Here is an 18,879-nt window from a genome sequence, read left to right on the forward strand (position 1 = left end):
GCCTGCGCGGCGGGATCCGCCCGGCGTGTCGGCTGTCGCCGGAGCTCACCCCTGGCTCCCGGCGGCGCCGCGGCTCACCGACCTGAACGCGGCCGGCAGACGGTCGAGCACGTCGCTGGCACCCGGGTACCCGTACTCGGCCGCGGCGAGGCGCCCGGCCACGCCGTGGACGTAGGCGGCGGCGCTGCCCGCGTCGAACGGGTCGAGCCCGGCCGCCAGCAACGAACCGGCCAGCCCCGCGAGCACGTCTCCTGACCCGGCGGTCGCCAGCGCCGACGTGCCGGTCGGGTTGACACGGACCCGCCCGTCCGGATCCGCCACGACCGTCGTCGACCCTTTGAGCAGTACCGTCGCCCGCCACCTCGCCGCGGCCTCGCGCGCGTACCGCAACCGGTGCGCCTCGACGTCGGCCGGATCCGCCCCCAGCATCCGTCCCAGCTCGCCGGCGTGCGGCGTCAGCAGCGCCGGGCCGTCGAGCCGCGCCGGCAGCGAGGCGAGCGCGTCCGCGTCGAGCAGCAGCGGCAGCCCGGTGTCCAGGACCTGCGCCACCTCCTGGTCCCGGCCGGGACCCAGCCCGGAGCCCACGGCCCACGCCTGCACCCGTCCGCTCGAGTCGACGTCCGAGGCGGCCACCACCTCGGGACGGCGCGCGCGCACCTCCGCCGCCACCGACGCCGGACCGGCGTAGCGAACCATGCCTGCCCCCGAGACGACGGCGGCGGAGGTGGCGAGCGCCGCCGCACCCGGGTACCGGTCGGATCCGGCGAGCACGCCGAGCACCCCACGCCGGTACTTGTCCGACTCCCGTCCCGGCGCCGGCAGCATGGTCTCGACGTCCGGCGCTTCGAGGACCTCGGCACCCGGTGGCGGCAGGTGCTCGCCGAGGCCGATGTCGACGGTGTGCACGGCGCCGGCCGAGGCGGCGGCCGGGTCGATCGCGAGCGCGAGCTTGCTCGCACCGAACGTCACGGTCAGATCGGCGACCACGTGCCGGCCCGGCGTCTCCCCGGTGTCCGGATCGACCCCGCTGGGCAGGTCGACCGCCACGAGCAGCCCGGCGTCGGCCCGTGCGGCGTCGGCCAGCGCGGCCACGTCGTCGTCGACACCGCCCCGGCCGCCGATGCCGAGAACGCCGTCGACGACGAGGTCGGCACCGCGCAACGCCGCGTGGGCCGCGTCGGTCGTGCCCCGGGCCGCGACGCGTCCTCCGGCAGCGAGCAGCGCCGCCAGCCCGTCGGCGTGGACCCGCTCGGGACGCAGCAGGACGGCGTCGACGCGCGCACCGCGGCGGGCGAGCCGCGCCCCGGCCCACAACGCGTCCCCGCCGTTGTTCCCGCCGCCGACGAGCAGGCTCACCCGTGCGCCGTACGCACCGCCCAGAGCCTGCGCACAGACGGTCGCGAGGCCTGCGGCCGCACGCTGCATCAGCGCGCCTTCCGGCAGTCGGGCCATGAGCTCGGTCTCGGCCGCCCGGATCTCGGCGACGGTGTACAACCCGATCACGCCGCTCCTCCCTCCAGCACGACGAGCGCCGACGCGACGCCGGCGTCGTGCGACAGCGACAGGTGCGCGCTGCGCACACCCAACGTCTCGTACCGGTCGCGGACCGTGCCCCGCACCTCGAGCCACGGGCGCCCGTCGTCGTCGGTCACCACCTCGGCGTCGTGCCACTGCAGCCCGTTCGGCGCGCCCAGCGCCTTCGCCAGCGCCTCCTTGGCCGCGAACCGCGCCGCTTGCGACGCGATCGGGCGGTCCCGCTCGGCCGGCGTGAACACCCGCGTCGCCAGCTTCGGCGTCCGCTCGAGCGTCACCGCGAACCGGCCGACGTCGACGACGTCGATCCCCACGCCCACGATCACCCGCCCCACACTAGACCTCGGCGTCCGCGTCGTCCGTCACCGTCCACCGATCATGTTCGGTGGCGGCGCGGCTCCCGTCCCAGCCGGATCACCGAGCGGCCGTTCGACGTGCCTGAACCGGCTCGGAATGCCCGACCGGCAGGTGCGTCCTACACTCGCGGCTATGGGCGAATTGGCACTCGTTGGCGGTTTGGCCGGCGAGGGCGTCGTCCTGCGGCCCGTCGAGCCGGGTGACCTGCCCGCGTTGACGCACATCATGCGCACGCCGCAAGTCCGGGAATGGTGGGACGAGGCCGACTCACCCGACGAGTGGCCGGCCGGCAACACGTCGAAGCGCTACACGATCGTTGCCGGCCGGCGCATCGCCGGCATGATCCGCTACTGGGAGAACGACGACCCGCGGGACCAGCACGCCGGCATCGAGATCTTCCTCGATCCGGACCTGCACGGCCGCGGCCTCGGCCGGGACGCGGTACGGACGCTGGCCCGGCACCTGTTCGACGACCTCGGCCATCACCGGCTGGTCATCGACCCGGCCGCCACCAACGAGATCGCCATCCGCTGCTGCGCGGCCGTCGGGTTCCGGCCGGTCGGCATGATGCACGGACGCGAACGGCACGCCAGCAGCACCCGAGAGGGCCTCGTCATGGACCTGCTCGCCACTGAACTGCGGTGACCGTGAGCACCCTGCTGACCGCCGCACTCGCCGTCGGCCACGTCGGGCTGGCCGCGGTGTGGATGGGGTCGATGCTGTACAGCCTGCTGATCGTGCAACCACGGGTGAGCCGCTTCCTGGCCGGTGACGACGACCGGCTCGAGGAGTTGCTGACCCTGCTGGGGTCGGGGAACCGGCGGCCGGTGCTGGCGATCATCGCCGGGCTGCTCGTCTCCGGCGCCCTGCTCGCCGGCGTCCTGGAACCCGAGCCGGCGCAGGTCGCGCTGCTCACGGCCGAAGGCGTCCTGGTGCTCGCGGCCGCAGCCGTGTTCGCCCGGGTGTCGTGGTGGTTGTGGCCGCGACGGGTCTTCGCGCTGCCGTCGGAGCGCCCGGCGCACCGCGCGTCGCTGTACCGTCACGCCCTGGCCATGGTCGCCCTCGTCGGCGCCGCGTTCACCCTGGCCGTCACCACCCTCGCCACGAGCTCCTGAACGCGCCTCGCAAGTTCTCCGCTCAGCGGTGTGGAGCAGGCGCTTCGGTGCGACGTGTGCCGTGGGGTGCCGGCCAGGGCTCTGACGGGCATCGGCGAGCGAGGAACGAGCGAGCCGCGGGCGGGGCCGGCAACCCGCGGCACACCAGAGCCCGGGGCCCGGCTCACTCCACCGTGACGCTCTTCGCCAGGTTCCGCGGCTGGTCGACGTCGAACCCGCGGGCGCTGGCCATCTCGCAGGCGAACACCTGTAGCGGCACGGTGGACATGACCGGCTGCAGCAGCACCGGGCACTCCGGCACACGCACCACGTGGTCGGCGTACGGCACCACGTCCTCGTCGCCCTCCTCGGCGACGACGATGGTGCGTGCCCCGCGTGCACGGATCTCCTGGATGTTGCTGACGATCTTGTCGTGCAGGACCGAGCGCCCTTTCGGGGACGGCACCACGATGATGACCGGCACGCCGTCCTCGATCAGCGCGATCGGGCCGTGCTTCAGCTCGCCGGCGGCGAACCCTTCGGCGTGCATGTACGCGAGCTCCTTGAGCTTCAGCGCACCCTCGAGCGCCACCGGGTAGCCGACGTGACGCCCGAGGAACAGCACCGACGTCGACGACGCCAGGGCGCGGGCCAGCGCACGGACCGGCTCCATCGTCTCGAGGACCTGGTCCACCTTCGACGGCAGGTCGGACAGGTCGCGCACGACCGAGCGGATCTCGTCGCCCCACTTCGTCCCGCGCACCTGACCGAGGTACAGCCCGACCAGGTAGCAGGCGATGAGCTGCGTCAGGAACGCCTTGGTCGAGGCGACGGCCACCTCGGGGCCGGCGTAGGTGTAGAGCACCGCGTCGGACTCACGGGGGATGGTCGACCCGTTGGTGTTGCAGATGGCGAGCACCTTCGCGCCCTGTTCGCGCGCGTAGCGCAGCGCCATCAGGGTGTCCATGGTCTCGCCGGACTGGCTGACGGCGACGACCAGCGTCTGCCGGTCGACGACGGGATCGCGGTAGCGGAACTCGCTGGCCAGCTCCACCTCGCACGGGATGCGCGTCCAGTGCTCGATGGCGTACTTCGTGACCATGCCGGCGTGGTACGCGGTGCCGCAGGCGATGACGACGACCTTGTCGACCTCGCGCAGCTCCTCGTCGGACAGCCGCATCTCGTCCATCGACAGCAGGCCGTCGGCGCCGACCCGGCCCAGCAGCGTGTTCGAGACCGCCTTCGGCTGCTCGGCGATCTCTTTGAGCATGAAGTAGTCGTAGCCGTCCTTCTCCGCGGCCGACGCGTCCCAGTCGACGTGGAAGCGGCGTCCCTCGACCGCGCCTCCGGCGAAGTCGGTCACCGTGACCTCGTCGGGGGTGATCGCGACGATCTGTTCCTCGCCGACCTCGAGCGCGTCCCGGGTGTGTGCGATGAACGCCGAGACGTCCGAGGCGAGGAAGTTCTCGCCGTCGCCGAGCCCGACCACCAGCGGCGAGTTGCGCCGCGCCGCCACCACCCGGTCCGGGACGTCGGCATGGACGGCCACCAGGGTGAACGCGCCGTCGAGGCGCCCGCACACGGTCCGCATCGCCTCCGCCAGCTCGGACCCTGCGGCCACCTCGGCCGCGAGCAGGTGAGCGACGACCTCGGTGTCGGTCTCGGAGGTGAAGCGGACGCCGGAGCGCTCGAGCTCGGTGCGCAGGCGGGCGAAGTTCTCGATGATCCCGTTGTGGATCACCGCGACGCGGCCGGACTCGTCCAGGTGCGGGTGCGCGTTCTGGTTCGTCGGTGCGCCGTGCGTGGCCCACCGGGTGTGCCCGAGGCCGGTGTTCGCCGTGGGCAGCGGTTCGCCGTCCAGAGCCTTCTCGAGGTTGGCGAGCTTGCCCGCGCGCTTGGCCGACGCCAGCGCACCGTCGGCGACGATCGCCACGCCGGCGGAGTCGTAGCCGCGGTACTCGAGCCTGCGGAGCCCGTCGACGACGACATCGAGCGCCTGCTGATGTCCTGTGTAACCCACGATGCCGCACACGGCGGTCAGCATATCCCGGTACGGCCCGCCGAACCCGCCCCCGTGCGCGCACCTGCGCGATCGCTCGGCAGTATTGGTGCACGATGACTGCGCCCCGTGACTCGTCCCCGTTCGTCGACCTGTCCCGTGCCGACTGGGCGCGTCTGCGCGAGCAGATGCCTCTGTCGCTGAGCGCGGAGGAGCTCGAGCAGCTGCGCGGGCTCGGCGACTTCGTCGACCTGGACGAGGTCCGTGAGGTCTATCTGTCGGTGTCCCGCCTGCTCAACCTGCGGGTGCGTGCGACCGACGGGCTGCACGAGGCCACCAAGACGTTCCTCGGCGACTTCGCGGACCGCACGCCGTTCGTCATCGGCATCGCCGGCTCGGTCGCCGTCGGCAAGTCGACGACGGCGCGACTGCTGCGCCTGCTGCTGGCTCGCTGGCCCGAGCATCCCCGAGTGTCCCTGGTGACGACCGACGGTTTCCTGCTGCCCAACGCGGAGCTGGAGCGGCGCGGGCTGATGCAGCGCAAGGGGTTTCCGGAGTCGTACGACCGGCGTGCGTTGCTGCGGTTCGTGGCGGCCGTCAAGTCCGGTGAGCCCGTCGTGACGGCGCCGGTGTACTCGCACCTGACGTACGACATCGTCCCGGACGAGTACATCGAGATCGATCGCCCAAACATCCTGCTGGTCGAAGGGCTGAACGTGCTGCAGCCGGCGCGCCCGCGCACGAACGGCGTCTCCGGGCTCGCGGTGAGCGACTTCTTCGACTTCTCGATCTACGTGGATGCGGCGCCGGCGGACGTCCGCCGCTGGTACGTCGAGCGCTTCCTCCGGCTGCGCGAGACCGCGTTCCAGCGCCCGGAGTCGTACTTCCGCCGCTACGCCGACCTCGACCACGACGCCGCCGTCCGCCGGGCGGAGGAACTGTGGGACACCATCAACGGCCCCAACCTGTCGCAGAACATCCTGCCCACCCGCGGACGAGCCACGCTGGCCCTGACCAAGGGGCCGGACCACTCCGTCCAGCGGATCCGCCTGCGCAAGATCTGATCACAGGTCGCGCTGGTACCCGCCCATCCAGCCGGCGACGGTGTAGCCCAGCGCCTCGTTGACCGCGACCATGTGCGAGTTCGTGTCCGCGTTCCACGTCCAGATCTTCTGCACGCCCGGGCGCAGCCGCAGCAGCTCGCGCAGGTTCGCGATCTTCAGCAGAAGGCCGAGGCGGTGGCCGCGGTGCCGTGGGTCGACGATCGTCTCTTCCTGGTAGGCGGCGCTGTCGTCGTCGTGCGACAGCTGCAGCTCGGTCTGGCCCGCGAGCGTGCCGTCGGGCGCCACCGCGACGGCGGCCCACACGCCGCGCCGCATCCGGGTGATGCGCTCCTCACGGACCCGGATCCGGCGCTCGTCCCAGGCTTCCTTCTCGTAGTCGAGCTCACCGGTCGGGGCGTCGGTGCTCATCCGCTCGTTCAGCCGCGCGAACTCGGCGACGTACTCGTCCGGGACGGCACCCTGCCAGGTGACGACGCGGTACCCCGCCGCGTGCGGCAGCGCGTTGCGCTCGAGCTCGTCCAGATGATCGGGGTCGAAGGGCGGCCGCTGCGCGCGGAGGATCTCCACGATCCGGCGCGTGTAGCCGTGCCGCTCGGCGAATCGCGTACCCGAGGACCCCTGCAGGCCGGACGGGACGTCGATGTCGGCCATCAGCCGGGTCCGGCTGCGCTGAGCGGCCTCGCGCTCGGCCGCCTCGAGCACCGCCGTGCCGATGCCCTGCCGGCGCGCCGGTGCGGGCACGGCGACCACGATCTGGGCCATGCTCAGGTTGTCCTTGAGCGGCAGCTCCATGGCCGCCGTACCGACGACGTCGCCGGCGTCGTCCTCGGCCAGCAGCAGCAGCGTGTCGAACACGGTGCTCGGCTCGTAGAACACCCGCGCCTCGTGCTCACGCCACCCCGGACCGTCCGGGAAGTCGTGCCGCAACGCGGCGTCGTGCGCGCCGAACCAGGCGCCGAAGTCGGCGTCCGCGGTGATGTCGACCGTACGGATCCTCACCAGCCGAGCGTGACCGGCCGGACGGTCCCGGCGCAATCGAGTTTCCGCCGATCAGATCGCCCGCTGATAACCGGCGCTCCACCCCGCGACCTGATAGCCGAGCGTCTCGTTCACGGCGATCATGTGCCGGTTGGAGTCGGCGTTCCACGTCCAGATCGCCTGCAGGCCGGGCCGGTCACGCGACAGCGCGCGGAGGTTCGCCGCCTTCAGCAGCAGCCCGAGCCGGTGCCCCCGGTGCCGCGGGTCGACGATGGTGGTGCCCTGGAATCCGGACTCGTCGCTGTCGGTGGCCAGGCTGACGACGGTGATGCCGGCCATGCTGCCGTCGGGCGCGAACGCGGCGGCGTTCCAGGTGCCGCGCCCCATGCGTTCGTGACGCTGTTCGTCGGACCGGACCCGGGCCTCGTCCCAGACCTCGACCTCGTAATCGAGCTCGCCCAGCGGGGCGTCGGCGCTCAGCCGCGCCTGCAGCCGGGCGTACTCGTCGACGTGCTCGTCCGGCACCCGGTCGCACCAGGTGACGATCCGGTAGCCGTCGGCATGCGTCCGGGCGGCTCGCTCGGCCGCACCGATCGCGTCCAGATCGAGCGGCGGACGCTGCACGCGCGCGATCTCGGTGATCCGCCGGCTGAACCCGTGCCGCTCGGCGAAGGCGGCACCCGTCGACGCCGGCAGTCCGTCGGCGTCCGTGTGCGCCATCGGCCCTTCGAGCCACGTCAACAGGGTGCTGCGGTTCTGTGCGCGCGCGTCCGCACGCAGAACCTCCAGCATGGCCGACCCGATCCCGCGACGCCGGTGCTCGGGCCGTACGTGCACCTCGGGCTCGCCGAGCGTGGTGTTGTCACGCTGCGGCAGCCCGAGCACCGCGGCGCCGACGGCCATGCCGTCGTCCTCGGCCAGCCACAGCCGCACCTCGTGGTGCTCCGTGCCCTCGAAGACGACGCGCAGCTCCCGCTCGCGCCACCGCGGCCCGTCGGGATAGTCGGCGACGCGAGCGGCCAGGTGCACGTCGAACCAGGCGGCGAAGTCGTCGTCGACGGCCTTGATGGGACGGATGCGCATGAGGAAAGCCTCCTGTCGGCCGCCCCGGACCGGCAACGGGTTTTCGCCGCGGCTACAGCGCGAGCTCGGCCTGCACCGCCGCGGCCAGGCGACGCGCCACCGCGTCGGCCTGTTCGGCCGTGTCCGCCTCGACCATCACCCGCACCAGCGGCTCCGTTCCCGACGGCCGCAGCAGCACTCGCCCGGTGCCGCCGAGCTCGGCCTCGGCCGCGGCGACGGCCGCGGTGACACCCTCGTCGACACCGACCCGGGACTTGTCCACGTCGGGAACGTTCACCAGGACCTGGGGAAGCCGCCGGACGACGCCGGCCAGTTCGGCCAGCGTCCGGCCCGACGACGCCACGCGCGCCAGCAGGTGCACCGCCGTCAGGACGCCGTCGCCGGTGGTGCCGTGGTCGAGCATGACGACGTGTCCGGACTGCTCACCACCGAGGGAGTAGCCGCCGGCCTTCATCGCCTCGAGGACGTAGCGGTCACCCACGGCCGTGTCGATCACCTCGACGCCGGCAGCACGCATCGCCAGCCGGAAACCCTCGTTGGACATGACCGTGGCCACGACCGCGTCGTGTCGCAGAACGCCTTGCTCACGCAGCGACAGCGCCAGGATCGCCATGATCTGGTCACCGTCGACCATCTGCCCCGTGGCGTCCACGGCCAGGCACCGGTCCGCGTCACCGTCGTGCGCGATGCCCAGGTCGGCGCCGGCCGCGACGACCTCAGCCGACAACGTCTCCAGGTGCGTCGACCCGCAGCCGTCGTTGATGTTCAGTCCGTCCGGCTCGGCGCAGACGGTGACGACGTCGGCCCCCAGCCGCCGCAGCGCTTCCGGCGCCGCGCGGTACGCCGCGCCGTGCGCACAGTCGACCACCACGCGCAGGCCGTCCAGCCGGGCCGGTGCGGTACCGACGACGTGCGCCAGGTAGGTCTCGAGCCCTTCCGGGTGATCCTTCACCCGTCCGACGTCGGCTCCGGTCGGGCGGGTCCACGGTTCACGGACCCGGGCCTCGATGGCGTTCTCGACCGAGTCCTCGAGCTTCTGCCCGCCCTTGGCGAAGAACTTGATGCCGTTGTCGGGCATCGGGTTGTGGCTGGCGGAGAGCACCACGCCGAGGTCGGCGTCGAGCATCCCGGTCAGGAACGCCACCGCCGGCGTCGGCAGCACGCCCACCTTGTACACGTCGGCACCGGCGCTGGCCAGGCCGGCCACCACCGCGGCCTCGAGGAACTCACCGGAGGCTCGCGGGTCACGCCCCACCACCGCGACCGGGCGACGGCCCCCGGTCACGCCGACCTGGCCGAGCACGTGCACGGCGGCCACCGAGAGTTCGAGCGCCAGTTCGGCAGTGAGGTCGGAGTTCGCCAGCCCGCGAACGCCGTCGGTGCCGAAGAGACGTGCCACGGGGGTGCTCCTTGACCAGGTCGGAGAAGGTACGGGACACACGTACGGCCCCGGAGCAGACTACCCCGGGGCCGCTCGTGCACGGCACGCGTCGTGCGTGCGGTCAGCGCTTGCTGTACTGCGGAGCCTTGCGGGCCTTCTTCAGGCCGGCCTTCTTGCGCTCGGTGATGCGGTCGTCGCGGGTCAGGTACCCGGCCTTCTTCAGCGCCGGCCGGTTGTTCTCCGGGTCGGCGGCGTTCAGCGCCCGGGCGATGCCGAGCCGGAGCGCGCCGGCCTGGCCGCTCGGCCCGCCGCCGTCGAGCAGCGCCACCACGTCGTAACGGTCGCTCAGCTCGAGCTCGGTGAACGGCGAGTTGACCAGCTGCTGATGGACCTTGTTCGGGAAGTACGAATCGAGCGTGCGCCCGTTGACCTTCCACTGCCCGGAGCCGGGCATGATGCGGACCCGGGCGATGGCCTGCTTGCGACGGCCGGTCGCGGCAGCGGGCTCGATGGCCGAGAAGCGCGACGGCGCCGACTCGGACGTGAAGCTCTCGACGGTCGTCTCGTCAGTGGTCTCGTCGGTCTCGACGGTGGTTTCGGTCATGTCCTCACTCACGGTTGGCCGGTCCGCTGGCTCAGTCACTGCGCGACCTGGCTGATCTCGTACGGCACCGGCTGCTGCGCCTGGTGCGGGTGCTCGGGGCCCGCGTACACCTTCAGCTTGGACAGCATCTGCCGGCCGAGGCGGTTGTGCGGGAGCATGCCCTTGACGGCCTTCTCGACGGCACGCCGCGGGTCCTTGTCGAGAAGTGTCGCGTAGTCCATGGCGCGCAACCCGCCCGGACGACCGGAGTGCCGGTAGTCGAACTTCTGGCCGCGCTTATTTCCGGTCAGCGCCACTTTCTCGGCGTTGACGACGATGACGAAGTCACCGGTGTCGACGTGCGGCGCGTAGACGGGCTTGTGCTTGCCCCGCAGCAACGTCGCGGTCTGGGTGGCGAGCCGGCCGAGAACGACGTCGGCGGCATCGATGACGTGCCACTGACGCTGGACGTCACCTGGCTTGGGGCTATACGTGCGCACGGTCGTAGGCCTTCGCTTCGTCGATGAGGATGGAACTGGTCGGCGCGTGCCGGGGCGCCGAGAAGATCGGGAACGCCGGTACGCACAACGACTCGACAGAATACCCGCCGCTGCGCCGTCGGGTCAAAACGTCGCGGCGATACTACCCGGAGACCCGGTGGGCCGGGACGAGCGACACCCGCCACCAGCGACCGGATGCCCGGCCGGGCCGGAACCGGGCCCACGCACCATGGTACTGCGAGGTGGGTGCGGTGCGGGGCCCAGCGGCGGCGCCAGGTGGCGTCAGGCGGCGTCCTGCTGCTCGTCCGACGCCCGCGCCGCCTTCTGCCGGTCCTTCCGGACCGCCCAGAGGATCAGGAAGATCAGGACCAGCAGGTCTCCGCCGAGGAAGACCGCGGTCCAGACTGCTACCTCCATCGGACTACTCCCCTCGCCGCGTCGCGCCGGACCCGCCGGCTGGCTGGTCGCCGGGCGGTCCTCCGCCGCCGGCGCCGGGCCCGACCTCCGGCGTCATCGGCCCCGGCTCCACCCGCCGGGAGAGGAACCCGTTCAGCGCGTACATGACCACGAACAACGCCACCCACTGCACCAGCAGTGTCATCAGGCTGAACGGTTCGAACGGGTTCCACCACGTGTCCGGAGCGAGCACGTCCACCGTTCGGTAGATCCACCACCCGAACAGCGCCACGAACATGACCGGGAACAGCCGGATCAGCGTCGGCCACCACGCGCCGACCCGGATGTCGCTGGAGTCGTCGAGCTCGGCGCGGGCACGCTCGACGCCGAACTTCATCATCGCCACCGCGGCCAGCAGCCCGCTGATCAGCAGGCCCACGCCCCAGACGAAGTCCTGGTTGTTCAGGAAATCGACGCTGATCGCCGACGGGATACCCGCGACGAACGACACTCCCACGACCCAGGGGACGGCGCGGCGCCGCGGCAGACCCATGTCCTCGACGTTGCGGGTGGCGAGCTCCGCCATGGCGATCAAGCTGGACAGGCCGGCGAGCGAGAGCGCCAGGAAGAACAGCGGCGCGAAGAACCAGGTCCCGCCGGGCATCTCACCGAAGAGCTCCGCGAAGTAGATGAACGCGAGGCCCGAGTTGCCGGAGTTCGCGGCCTCGGCCGCGAACTCCGGGGTGCGCAGCGCGAAGATGGTCGCCATCACGGCGACACCGGCGAGCAACGATGCGAGCAGGTTGCCCGAGCAGATGGTCGCGGCATTCAGCGCGAAGTCTTCGCGTCGCCGCATGTACACCGAGTAGGTCAGGTACAGGCCCCAGCCCGCGCCGGTCGAGAACGCCATCTGCGTGAACGCCTGCAGCCACACCTCGGCGTCCCCGAGCAGGCTCCACTCCGGCACGAACAGGTAGCGCATGCCGTCCGCGGCCCCGTCGAGCGTCATCGCCCGCACGGCCAGGATCACCAGGATGACGAACAGCACTGGGATCGTGTACTTCAGGATGATCTCGAATCCGCGTTTCAACCCTCGGTACACGATCAGGCCGACCAGCCCGATGGCGATCGCGTGGAACAGGATGGTCTGCCACGGCGTGGTCGTGAAGTCGTCCCAGATGCCCGCGGTGTCGGCCCCGGAGTCGAACCGTCCGGTGATCGCGTAGACGAAGTACCGGATGGCCCAGCCGCAGACCACCGAGTAGTAGAACAGGATGCCCACGGTGATGAACCCCATGTAGCCGCCCATCCAGGCGAAGCGGCGGCCCATGAAGTCGCGGAACGCGCCGACGGTTCCCCGCTGGCTTCTCGACCCCATGAGCGACTCGGACATGAGGATCGGGATGGCCCAGATGAGATTCGCGACCACCAGCGCGATCAGGAACGCACCACCGCCGAACTCACCGACCACACGTGGGAACCGCCACAGGTTTCCCGTACCGACAGCCATGCCGATGCCTGCGGCCACGAACGTGAACCGGCTGCCGAAGACCTCACGTACACCGCTCTGAGACTGCTGCGCCATCGCGTGCTCACCCCGCATCGTGTGGAGTCGTCTCGGTGCGCACTACCCGCGGGACGGGTGATCCAGGGATCATGCACCTCCGCCGGTCGCGGAGCAAGACCTGAAGCGGAACGGATGTCGGCGACGTCGATCCTCCGGTGGCGTCGGCGGCCCGCGGGCGGCTCTCGACCGCCGTCAGCGCACCCGCGCCACCCGGGCCTCGTCCCAGACCGGCTCCGGCGACTCGTACACCGACCCGTTGGCGCCGAACACCAGGAACCGGTCGAAGTCGCGGGCGAACCAGCGATCGTGCGTCACCGCCAGCACGGTCCCCTCGAACGCGGACAGCCCTTCCTGCAGCGCCTCGGCGGAGATCAGGTCGAGGTTGTCGGTCGGCTCGTCGAGCAGCAACAGCGTCGCCCCCGACAGCTCGAGGAGCAGGATCTGCAGCCGAGCCTGCTGCCCACCGGACAGCGACTCGAACGTCTGCTCGCCGGCCCGGGCGAGCTCGTAACGGTCGAGAGCCCGGCTGGCCTCCTCGCGGGGCATGCCGGCGCGCCGGCCGTCACCACGGTGCAGGATCGACAGCAACGTGCGTCCCAGCAGTTCCGGATGGTGATGCGTCTGGGCGAACCAGCCGGGCCGTACCCGCGCGCCCAGCCGGGCACGGCCGGTGTGCGCGACCGTCTCGACCGCGGTGCCGTCCACCGGCAGGTGCTCGGGCTCGGGGTCGGTGCCGCCGGCGGCGAGCAGGCGCAGGAAGTGCGACTTGCCGGAGCCGTTCGACCCGAGCACCGCCACCCGCTCGCCGTACCAGGCCTCCAGGTCGAACGGACGCATCAGCCCGGTGAGCTCGAGGTCCTCGCACACCACGGCACGCTTACCGGTGCGCCCGCCCCGCAGGCGCATCCGCACGTCCTGTTCCCGCGGGATCGCCTCTGGCGGGCCCGCCTCCTCGAACCGCCGCAGCCGCGTCTGGGCCGCCTGGTAACGCGCCGCCATGTCGGAGTTGTAGGCGGCCTTCTGCTTGTACATCCGGACGAGTTCCTTGAGCTTGGCGTGCTCCTCGTCCCAGCGCCGGCGCAGCTCCTCGAGACGGGCGAAGCGCTCGCGACGGGCCTCGTGGTAGCCGTCGAACCCGCCCGGATGGACCCAGGCGGTGTTTCCGGCCGCGCCCAGCTCGACAGTGACGACGCGGGTGGCCGTCCTGGCCAGTAGTTCCCGGTCGTGGCTGATGTACAGCACGGTCTTCGCGGTCTCGGCCAGCCGCTCCTCCAGCCAGCGCTTGGCCGGGACGTCGAGAAAGTTGTCCGGCTCGTCGAGCAGCAGGACCTCGTCCGGGCCGCGCAGCAGCGTCTCGAGCACCAGCCGTTTCTGCTCACCGCCGGACAACGTCTCGATCTCGCGCCAGCGGCACCGGTCGAACGGCACACCCAGCGCGGCCGTCGTGCACACGTCCCACAGCACCTCGGCCTCGTAGCCGCCGGCGTCGGCCCACTCCGCCAGCGCCGTGGCGTAGGTCAGCTGCGTCCGCTCGTCGTCGTGGTCCATCATCGCCAGCTCGGCGTCGTCGACGGCCGCCGCGGCCGCGCGCACCCGGGGTGGCGCGACGGACAGCAACAGCGAGCGGACGTCGGTCGCGCCGTGCGACACGAACTGGCGCATGACGCCGAGCCCTCCGCTGCGGGTCACCGCTCCCCCGTGCGCGTCCAGGTCACCGGAGATGATCTTCATCAGCGTGGTCTTGCCGGAACCGTTCGCACCGACCAGGGCCACCTTGGCGCCGTCACCGACGCGGAAGGAGATGTCGTCCAGCAGCACGCGCCCGTCGGGCAGCGTGAACGAGACCGAGTTCAGGTCGACGTGTCCCACGGTCGCAGTCTCTCGTCGTGATGGCGCGGAACGCGAGGTGTTTTCGGCTCACCGCGCGGGGCGGCCACCGCCGGGGGCCGCTGCGGTCGCGCCTACTCGATGCCGTGCTTGCGCAGGATGGCCTCGATGTCGTCGAGGTCGCTGTCGCCGGAGGACTCCGACGCCTTCTTCTTGCCCTTGCCCTTCGGCGCCTCGGTCTTCGGGGCCTCGGCGACCTCGCCGGCGGCGTCGCGCGACTGCGGCACCTCGTCGGTGCCCTTGGACTTCTTCCCGGACGGGCCCTCGAGCTTCTGTCCCACCGTGAACAGCACGCCGGCGATGGCGAGCATGCCGACACCGGCCCAGGCCAGCGGCGAGAAGACCAGCCCGACGACGAACTCGACGACGCCGATGGCCGAAGCGCCCATGAGCAGGAACCCGCCGGCAGCCATCTGCAGCGACGCGGCCCAGCCCTTGGCCCTGCCCTGCCGGAACGACAGGACGACCAGGCCGAGGCCCACGACGGCGACGGCCACTTCGATCGCGTCGGTCAACACACCCCCAGGCTACGTGCTCTGGCCGTCTTTGCCATCAGGGATTTCCCCCACACCACCCGGATGATCATGTCCGGCCGCGGCCGACGACCGGTGGATCGAGCGGACGTTGCGGGCCGTCCGGGCGCGCTCGGCGAGCTCGTCGTCCGGCGGGTAGCCGACCGCCTCGAGCGTCAGCCCGTGTGCACCGACGACGGTCACCCCGGAGTCGCGGACGCCGGCCGCCAGCACCCGTGCGGGCCAGTCGACCGGGCGCCGCCCGTCACCCACGACGAGCATGGCCCCGACCATGGCGCGGACCTGGTTGTGACAGAACGCGTCGGCCTCGACGGTCGCCACCGCGATCCCGTCGGTGCCACGCTCCCAGTGCAGTGTCCGCAGCTCACGGACGGTCGTCGCGCCCTCGCGCGGCCGGCAGAACGCCGCGAAGTCGTGCTCGCCGAGCAACCCGGCCGCCGCCGCGTTCATCGCGTCCAGGTCCAGCGGCCGGTCGTGCCAGAGCACCGACGCGCGCACCAGCGGGTCCGGCCGGTACACCGCGTCCGAGACGCGGTAGCGGTACCGCCGCCACACGGCCGAGAAGCGCGCGTCGAACCCGTCGGGCGCCACCCGTACCGCGTGCACCCGCACGTCCGGGTCGAGAACCCCGGCCAGGCGCCGCAACAGCGCGGACTCCGGGCTGCGCGCCGACCGGCCGGGCACCGACCGCCATGCGGACGCATCGACGTCCACATGGCACACCTGCCCACGCGCGTGCACACCGGCATCGGTGCGCCCGGCGACGGTCAGCCGGGGCGGCTCGACGCGCAGGACCCGGCCGAGCGCCTCCTCGAGCACCCCCTGCACGGTGCGCTGCCCCGGCTGCGCGGCCCAGCCGGAGAACGCCGTCCCGTCGTAGCCGACGTCCAGGCGCAGACGCAGCAGCCCGCCGACCCCTCGGGTGGGATCAGCGGGCTGCACGCGGAACCTGCCGCGTCAGGCCTTCTCGGCGGAGTCCGAGCCGGACTCGTCGTCGCCGTCGGCGGCCTCACCGTCAGCGGCGTCGGCGGCCGGCTCGTCACCGGTGCCCTCGGCCTCGTCGACAGCGGCCTCGGCCGCCGTGGGCTCGTCCTTGGACTCGCCGGCGACGTCGGCGGTCACCTCCGCCTCGGCAGCAGCGGCCGCGGCCGGAGCCGCCGCCGAACTCCCGCCGGCGGCGCGCCTGGTGGCGCTGGTCGCCTCGGAGACGACCTGCTCGGCCAGCGGCTCGACCAGCTCGATGACGGCCATCGGAGCGTTGTCGCCCTTCCGCGGACCGATCTTCACGATGCGGGTGTAGCCGCCGTTGCGATTCTCGTACCGCGGGCCGATCTCGGCGAACAGCGTGTGCACGACGTCCTTGTCCCGGATCGTGCCGAGCACCTGCCGGCGCGCGTGCAGGTCGCCGCGCTTGGCCTTGGTGATCAGCCGTTCGGCTACCGGCCGCAGCCGGCGGGCCCGGGCCTCGGTCGTCGTGATGCGGCCGTGCTCGAACAGCGCGGTCGCCAGGTTGGCCAGCATCGCGCGCTGATGAGACGGCGAGCCGCCGAGGCGAGCACCCTTCGTCGGGGTGGGCATGGTGATCGTTCTCCTGTGTGGGTGGGTGTCAGTTCAGGCGAGCGCCTCGCCGCTCAGTCCAACGGTCGCGCTCGGCCCCTCGTTCGTTCCTCACTCGGGCGCCTCGCCGCTCAGTACTGCTCGTCCTCGGCGAAGGACTGGTCGTCGTCGGAGTACGTGTCGACGGCCGTCGTCGGGTCGAAGCCCGGCGCGCTGTCCTTCAGCCCGAGACCCATCGTCACGAGCTTCGCCTTGACCTCGTCGATCGACTTCTGCCCGAAGTTACGGATGTCGAGCAGGTCGGCCTCGCTACGGGCGACGAGCTCACCCACCGTGTGGATGCCCTCGCGCTTGAGGCAGTTGTACGACCGCACGGTGAGCTGCAGATCCTCGATCGGCAACGCCAGGTCCGCCGCGAGCTGGGCGTCCACCGGCGACGGGCCGATCTCGATGCCCTCGGCCTCGACGTTCAGCTCACGCGCGAGGCCGAACAGCTCGACCAGGGTGCTGCCGGCCGACGCGAGAGCGTCCCGCGGCCGGATGGACGGCTTCGTCTCGACGTCGACGATGAGCTTGTCGAAGTCGGTCCGGCCCTCGACGCGCGTCGCCTCGACCTTGTACGTCACCTTGAGCACCGGCGAGTAGATCGAGTCGACCGGGATCCGGCCGATCTCGGCATCGTTCTGCTTGTTCTGCACCGCCGAGACGTAGCCACGGCCACGCTCGACCGTCAGCTCCATCTCGAGCTTGCCCTTGCCGTTGAGCGTCGCGATCTGCAATTCGGGGTTGTGCACCTCGACACCGGCCGGCGGCGCGATGTCCGCCGCGGTGACGGCCCCCGGGCCCTGCTTGCGCAGGTACATCACGACCGGCTCGTCGTGCTCGGAGGAGACGACGAGGCCCTTCAGGTTCAGGATGACGTCGGTGACGTCCTCCTTGACGCCCGGGATCGTGCTGAACTCGTGCAGCACGCCGTCGATGCGGATCGAGGTGATCGCTGCGCCGGGGATCGACGACAGCAGGGTACGGCGCATCGAGTTGCCGAGCGTGTAGCCGAAGCCCGGCTCGAGCGGCTCGATGGTGAACCGCGCGCGGTAGTCGTTGATCGACTCTTCGCTGAGGTTGGGACGCTGGGTGATGAGCACGTGAACTTCCTTTCCGCGACGCCCGCTATATGACTGTCGCGACCAAGGGGTGTGGACCGTGGCTGGTGTGCGCGCCGGCCACGGCCATCTGGGGTTACTTCGAGTAGTACTCGACGATGAGCTGCTCCTGGACCGGCGTGTCGATCTGCTGCCGGGACGGGAGCTGGTGGACCAGGACGCGCATCGTGTTCGGGATCACCTCGAGCCACGCCGGCGTGTGCCGCTCGCCGTGGGTCTCGCGGGCGATGATGAACGGCGTCGTCTCCTTGGACTTCTCCTTGACGTCGATGACGTCGTGCAGCGCCACCTGGTACGAGGGCACGTTCACCTTCCTGCCGTTGACCAGGAAGTGACCGTGCACGACGAGCTGGCGAGCCTGCCGGCGCGTCCGGGCGAAGCCGGCACGGTAGACGACGTTGTCCAGCCGCGACTCGAGCAGCTGGAGCAGGACGTCACCGGTGCGCCCCTGCCTGCGGTTGGCCTCGTCGTAGTAGCGGCGGAACTGCTTCTCGAGAACGCCGTACGTGTAGCGCGCCTTCTGCTTCTCGTGCAGCTGCAGGCGGTACTCGCTCTCCTTCTGCCGCCCGCGGCCGTGCTGGCCCGGCGGGTACGGACGACGCTCGTACGCCTTGTCCTCGCCGATCAGGTCGACGCCGAGGCGACGCGACTTCTTCGTGAGTGGGCCGGTGTAACGGGCCATGGTGTCTCAGTTCTCCTCAGGTCTCGTCGACGTCAGACGCGGCGGCGCTTCGGGGGACGGCAGCCGTTGTGCGCCTGCGGGGTCACGTCCGAGATGGACCCGACCTCGAGGCCGACGGCCTGTAGCGAGCGGATCGCTGTCTCGCGGCCCGAGCCCGGGCCCTTGACGAACACGTCGACCTTGCGCATGCCGTGCTCCTGGGCACGGCGGGCGGCCGCCTCGGCGGCCATCTGCGCGGCGAACGGCGTGGACTTGCGCGAGCCCTTGAAGCCGACCTGGCCGGCACTCGCCCACGCGATCACGTTCCCCTGCGGGTCGGTGATCGAGACGATGGTGTTGTTGAACGTGCTCTTGATGTGCGCGACGCCATGGGCGACGTTCTTCTTTTCCCGGCGACGCACCTTGGTGCTCGTCCGAGCCTTCGCTGGTGGCATGTGGGTGGTTCTCCTGTCCGAATAAGTCTGTGGGAGTCAGCGCTGGCGGTTCCGGCTCGCGCCGGTCACCGCCCTCGCCCGCGACTCG

Annotated in this window: 20 protein-coding genes; 3 read left to right on the plus strand and 17 right to left on the minus strand. The window is 71.4% G+C overall.

Going from position 1 to position 18,879, the window contains the following annotated elements; translation table 11 throughout:
• Window positions 1–45 precede the first annotated feature (45 nt).
• Both CLV30_RS20005 and CLV30_RS20010 read right to left on the minus strand, forming a co-directional pair.
• Window positions 46–1,452: an NAD(P)H-hydrate dehydratase gene (locus CLV30_RS20005; RefSeq protein WP_106539096.1), complete on the minus strand. Its 1,407-nt coding sequence runs from the start codon at window positions 1,450–1,452 to the stop codon at window positions 46–48.
• 47 nt (window positions 1,453–1,499) lie between these two features.
• Window positions 1,500–1,859 (minus strand): holo-ACP synthase, encoded by a 360-nt coding sequence (locus CLV30_RS20010; RefSeq protein WP_106539009.1) that lies wholly within the window; start codon window positions 1,857–1,859, stop codon window positions 1,500–1,502.
• A 163-nt stretch (window positions 1,860–2,022) separates the two neighbouring features.
• Between CLV30_RS20010 and CLV30_RS20015 the strand changes: the two genes are divergently transcribed.
• Together CLV30_RS20015 and CLV30_RS20020 are read left to right on the plus strand one after the other, a co-directional pair.
• On the plus strand, window positions 2,023–2,535 hold the full coding sequence (locus tag CLV30_RS20015) for a GNAT family N-acetyltransferase (protein WP_106539010.1): 513 nt from the start codon (window positions 2,023–2,025) through the stop codon (window positions 2,533–2,535).
• 2 nt (window positions 2,536–2,537) lie between these two features.
• On the plus strand, window positions 2,538–3,005 hold the full coding sequence (locus CLV30_RS20020) for a hypothetical protein (protein ID WP_129711110.1): 468 nt from the start codon (window positions 2,538–2,540) through the stop codon (window positions 3,003–3,005).
• A 163-nt stretch (window positions 3,006–3,168) separates the two neighbouring features.
• On the opposite strand, the gene glmS is transcribed toward CLV30_RS20020, so the two are convergent.
• Window positions 3,169–5,016, minus strand: coding sequence for a glutamine--fructose-6-phosphate transaminase (isomerizing) (gene glmS, locus CLV30_RS20025; protein ID WP_106539097.1), 1,848 nt, complete (start codon window positions 5,014–5,016; stop codon window positions 3,169–3,171).
• An 83-nt stretch (window positions 5,017–5,099) separates the two neighbouring features.
• On the opposite strand from glmS, the gene coaA reads away from it, so the two are divergent.
• Window positions 5,100–6,047, plus strand: coding sequence for a type I pantothenate kinase (gene coaA / locus CLV30_RS20030; protein WP_106539012.1), 948 nt, complete (start codon window positions 5,100–5,102; stop codon window positions 6,045–6,047).
• Here coaA and CLV30_RS20035 read toward each other — a convergent pair whose 3' ends face one another.
• The 14 genes from CLV30_RS20035 to rpsK all read right to left on the minus strand — a co-directional run bounded on the left by CLV30_RS20035 (window position 6,048) and on the right by rpsK (window position 18,791).
• Window positions 6,048–7,046: a GNAT family N-acetyltransferase gene (locus tag CLV30_RS20035; protein ID WP_165358745.1), complete on the minus strand. Its 999-nt coding sequence runs from the start codon at window positions 7,044–7,046 to the stop codon at window positions 6,048–6,050.
• 51 nt (window positions 7,047–7,097) lie between these two features.
• Entirely contained in the window at window positions 7,098–8,108 is a 1,011-nt protein-coding gene (locus CLV30_RS20040) for a GNAT family N-acetyltransferase (protein WP_106539014.1), read from the minus strand.
• Window positions 8,109–8,160: 52 nt separating this feature from the next.
• Window positions 8,161–9,507: a phosphoglucosamine mutase gene (gene glmM / locus CLV30_RS20045; protein WP_106539015.1), complete on the minus strand. Its 1,347-nt coding sequence runs from the start codon at window positions 9,505–9,507 to the stop codon at window positions 8,161–8,163.
• A gap of 103 nt (window positions 9,508–9,610) precedes the next feature.
• Entirely contained in the window at window positions 9,611–10,093 is a 483-nt protein-coding gene (gene rpsI, locus CLV30_RS20050; RefSeq protein WP_106539016.1) for a 30S ribosomal protein S9, read from the minus strand.
• 35 nt (window positions 10,094–10,128) lie between these two features.
• Window positions 10,129–10,572, minus strand: coding sequence for a 50S ribosomal protein L13 (gene rplM / locus CLV30_RS20055; RefSeq protein ID WP_106539017.1), 444 nt, complete (start codon window positions 10,570–10,572; stop codon window positions 10,129–10,131).
• Between the two features lie 282 nt (window positions 10,573–10,854).
• Entirely contained in the window at window positions 10,855–10,989 is a 135-nt protein-coding gene (locus CLV30_RS27620) for a hypothetical protein (RefSeq protein ID WP_276320022.1), read from the minus strand.
• 4 nt (window positions 10,990–10,993) lie between these two features.
• The gene (locus CLV30_RS20060) at window positions 10,994–12,553 is read right to left on the minus strand and encodes a sodium-dependent transporter (protein WP_106539098.1); all 1,560 of its coding nucleotides are present in this window, start codon (window positions 12,551–12,553) and stop codon (window positions 10,994–10,996) included.
• Window positions 12,554–12,727: 174 nt separating this feature from the next.
• Window positions 12,728–14,404: an ABC-F family ATP-binding cassette domain-containing protein gene (locus tag CLV30_RS27945; RefSeq protein WP_106539018.1), complete on the minus strand. Its 1,677-nt coding sequence runs from the start codon at window positions 14,402–14,404 to the stop codon at window positions 12,728–12,730.
• A gap of 92 nt (window positions 14,405–14,496) precedes the next feature.
• Window positions 14,497–14,940, minus strand: coding sequence for a hypothetical protein (locus CLV30_RS20070; protein WP_106539019.1), 444 nt, complete (start codon window positions 14,938–14,940; stop codon window positions 14,497–14,499).
• A gap of 9 nt (window positions 14,941–14,949) precedes the next feature.
• The gene (gene truA, locus CLV30_RS20075; protein ID WP_240723376.1) at window positions 14,950–15,897 is read right to left on the minus strand and encodes a tRNA pseudouridine(38-40) synthase TruA; all 948 of its coding nucleotides are present in this window, start codon (window positions 15,895–15,897) and stop codon (window positions 14,950–14,952) included.
• Between the two features lie 15 nt (window positions 15,898–15,912).
• Window positions 15,913–16,533 carry a 50S ribosomal protein L17 gene (gene rplQ / locus CLV30_RS27685; protein WP_106539020.1) on the minus strand — a complete coding sequence of 207 codons (621 nt, stop codon included), beginning with the start codon at window positions 16,531–16,533 and terminating at the stop codon, window positions 15,913–15,915.
• Between the two features lie 110 nt (window positions 16,534–16,643).
• A complete protein-coding gene (locus CLV30_RS20085) occupies window positions 16,644–17,657 on the minus strand; it encodes a DNA-directed RNA polymerase subunit alpha (protein WP_106539021.1) in 1,014 nt (337 codons plus the stop codon).
• Between the two features lie 94 nt (window positions 17,658–17,751).
• A complete protein-coding gene (gene rpsD / locus CLV30_RS20090; protein WP_106539022.1) occupies window positions 17,752–18,357 on the minus strand; it encodes a 30S ribosomal protein S4 in 606 nt (201 codons plus the stop codon).
• A gap of 32 nt (window positions 18,358–18,389) precedes the next feature.
• Window positions 18,390–18,791, minus strand: coding sequence for a 30S ribosomal protein S11 (gene rpsK, locus CLV30_RS20095; protein WP_106539023.1), 402 nt, complete (start codon window positions 18,789–18,791; stop codon window positions 18,390–18,392).
• Window positions 18,792–18,879: the final 88 nt, after the last annotated feature.

The organism is Haloactinopolyspora alba, assembly GCF_003014555.1.
GTDB lineage: Bacteria > Actinomycetota > Actinomycetes > Jiangellales > Jiangellaceae > Haloactinopolyspora > Haloactinopolyspora alba.

Bases quoted from the DNA above. Each gene is read 5' to 3' on its own strand.
- CLV30_RS27620 (WP_276320022.1), bottom strand. From the start codon at position 10,989: ATGGAGGTAGCAGTCTGGACCGCGGTCTTCCTCGGCGGAGACCTGCTG.
- CLV30_RS20005 (WP_106539096.1), bottom strand. From the start codon at position 1,452: ATGGCCCGACTGCCGGAAGGCGCGCTGATGCAGCGTGCGGCCGCAGGC.
- CLV30_RS20040 (WP_106539014.1), bottom strand. From the start codon at position 8,108: ATGCGCATCCGTCCCATCAAGGCCGTCGACGACGACTTCGCCGCCTGG.
- coaA (WP_106539012.1), top strand. From the start codon at position 5,100: ATGACTGCGCCCCGTGACTCGTCCCCGTTCGTCGACCTGTCCCGTGCC.
- rpsK (WP_106539023.1), bottom strand. From the start codon at position 18,791: ATGCCACCAGCGAAGGCTCGGACGAGCACCAAGGTGCGTCGCCGGGAA.
- rplQ (WP_106539020.1), bottom strand. From the start codon at position 16,533: ATGCCCACCCCGACGAAGGGTGCTCGCCTCGGCGGCTCGCCGTCTCAT.
- CLV30_RS20015 (WP_106539010.1), top strand. From the start codon at position 2,023: ATGGGCGAATTGGCACTCGTTGGCGGTTTGGCCGGCGAGGGCGTCGTC.
- CLV30_RS20060 (WP_106539098.1), bottom strand. From the start codon at position 12,553: ATGGCGCAGCAGTCTCAGAGCGGTGTACGTGAGGTCTTCGGCAGCCGG.
- rpsI (WP_106539016.1), bottom strand. From the start codon at position 10,093: ATGACCGAAACCACCGTCGAGACCGACGAGACCACTGACGAGACGACC.
- rpsD (WP_106539022.1), bottom strand. From the start codon at position 18,357: ATGGCCCGTTACACCGGCCCACTCACGAAGAAGTCGCGTCGCCTCGGC.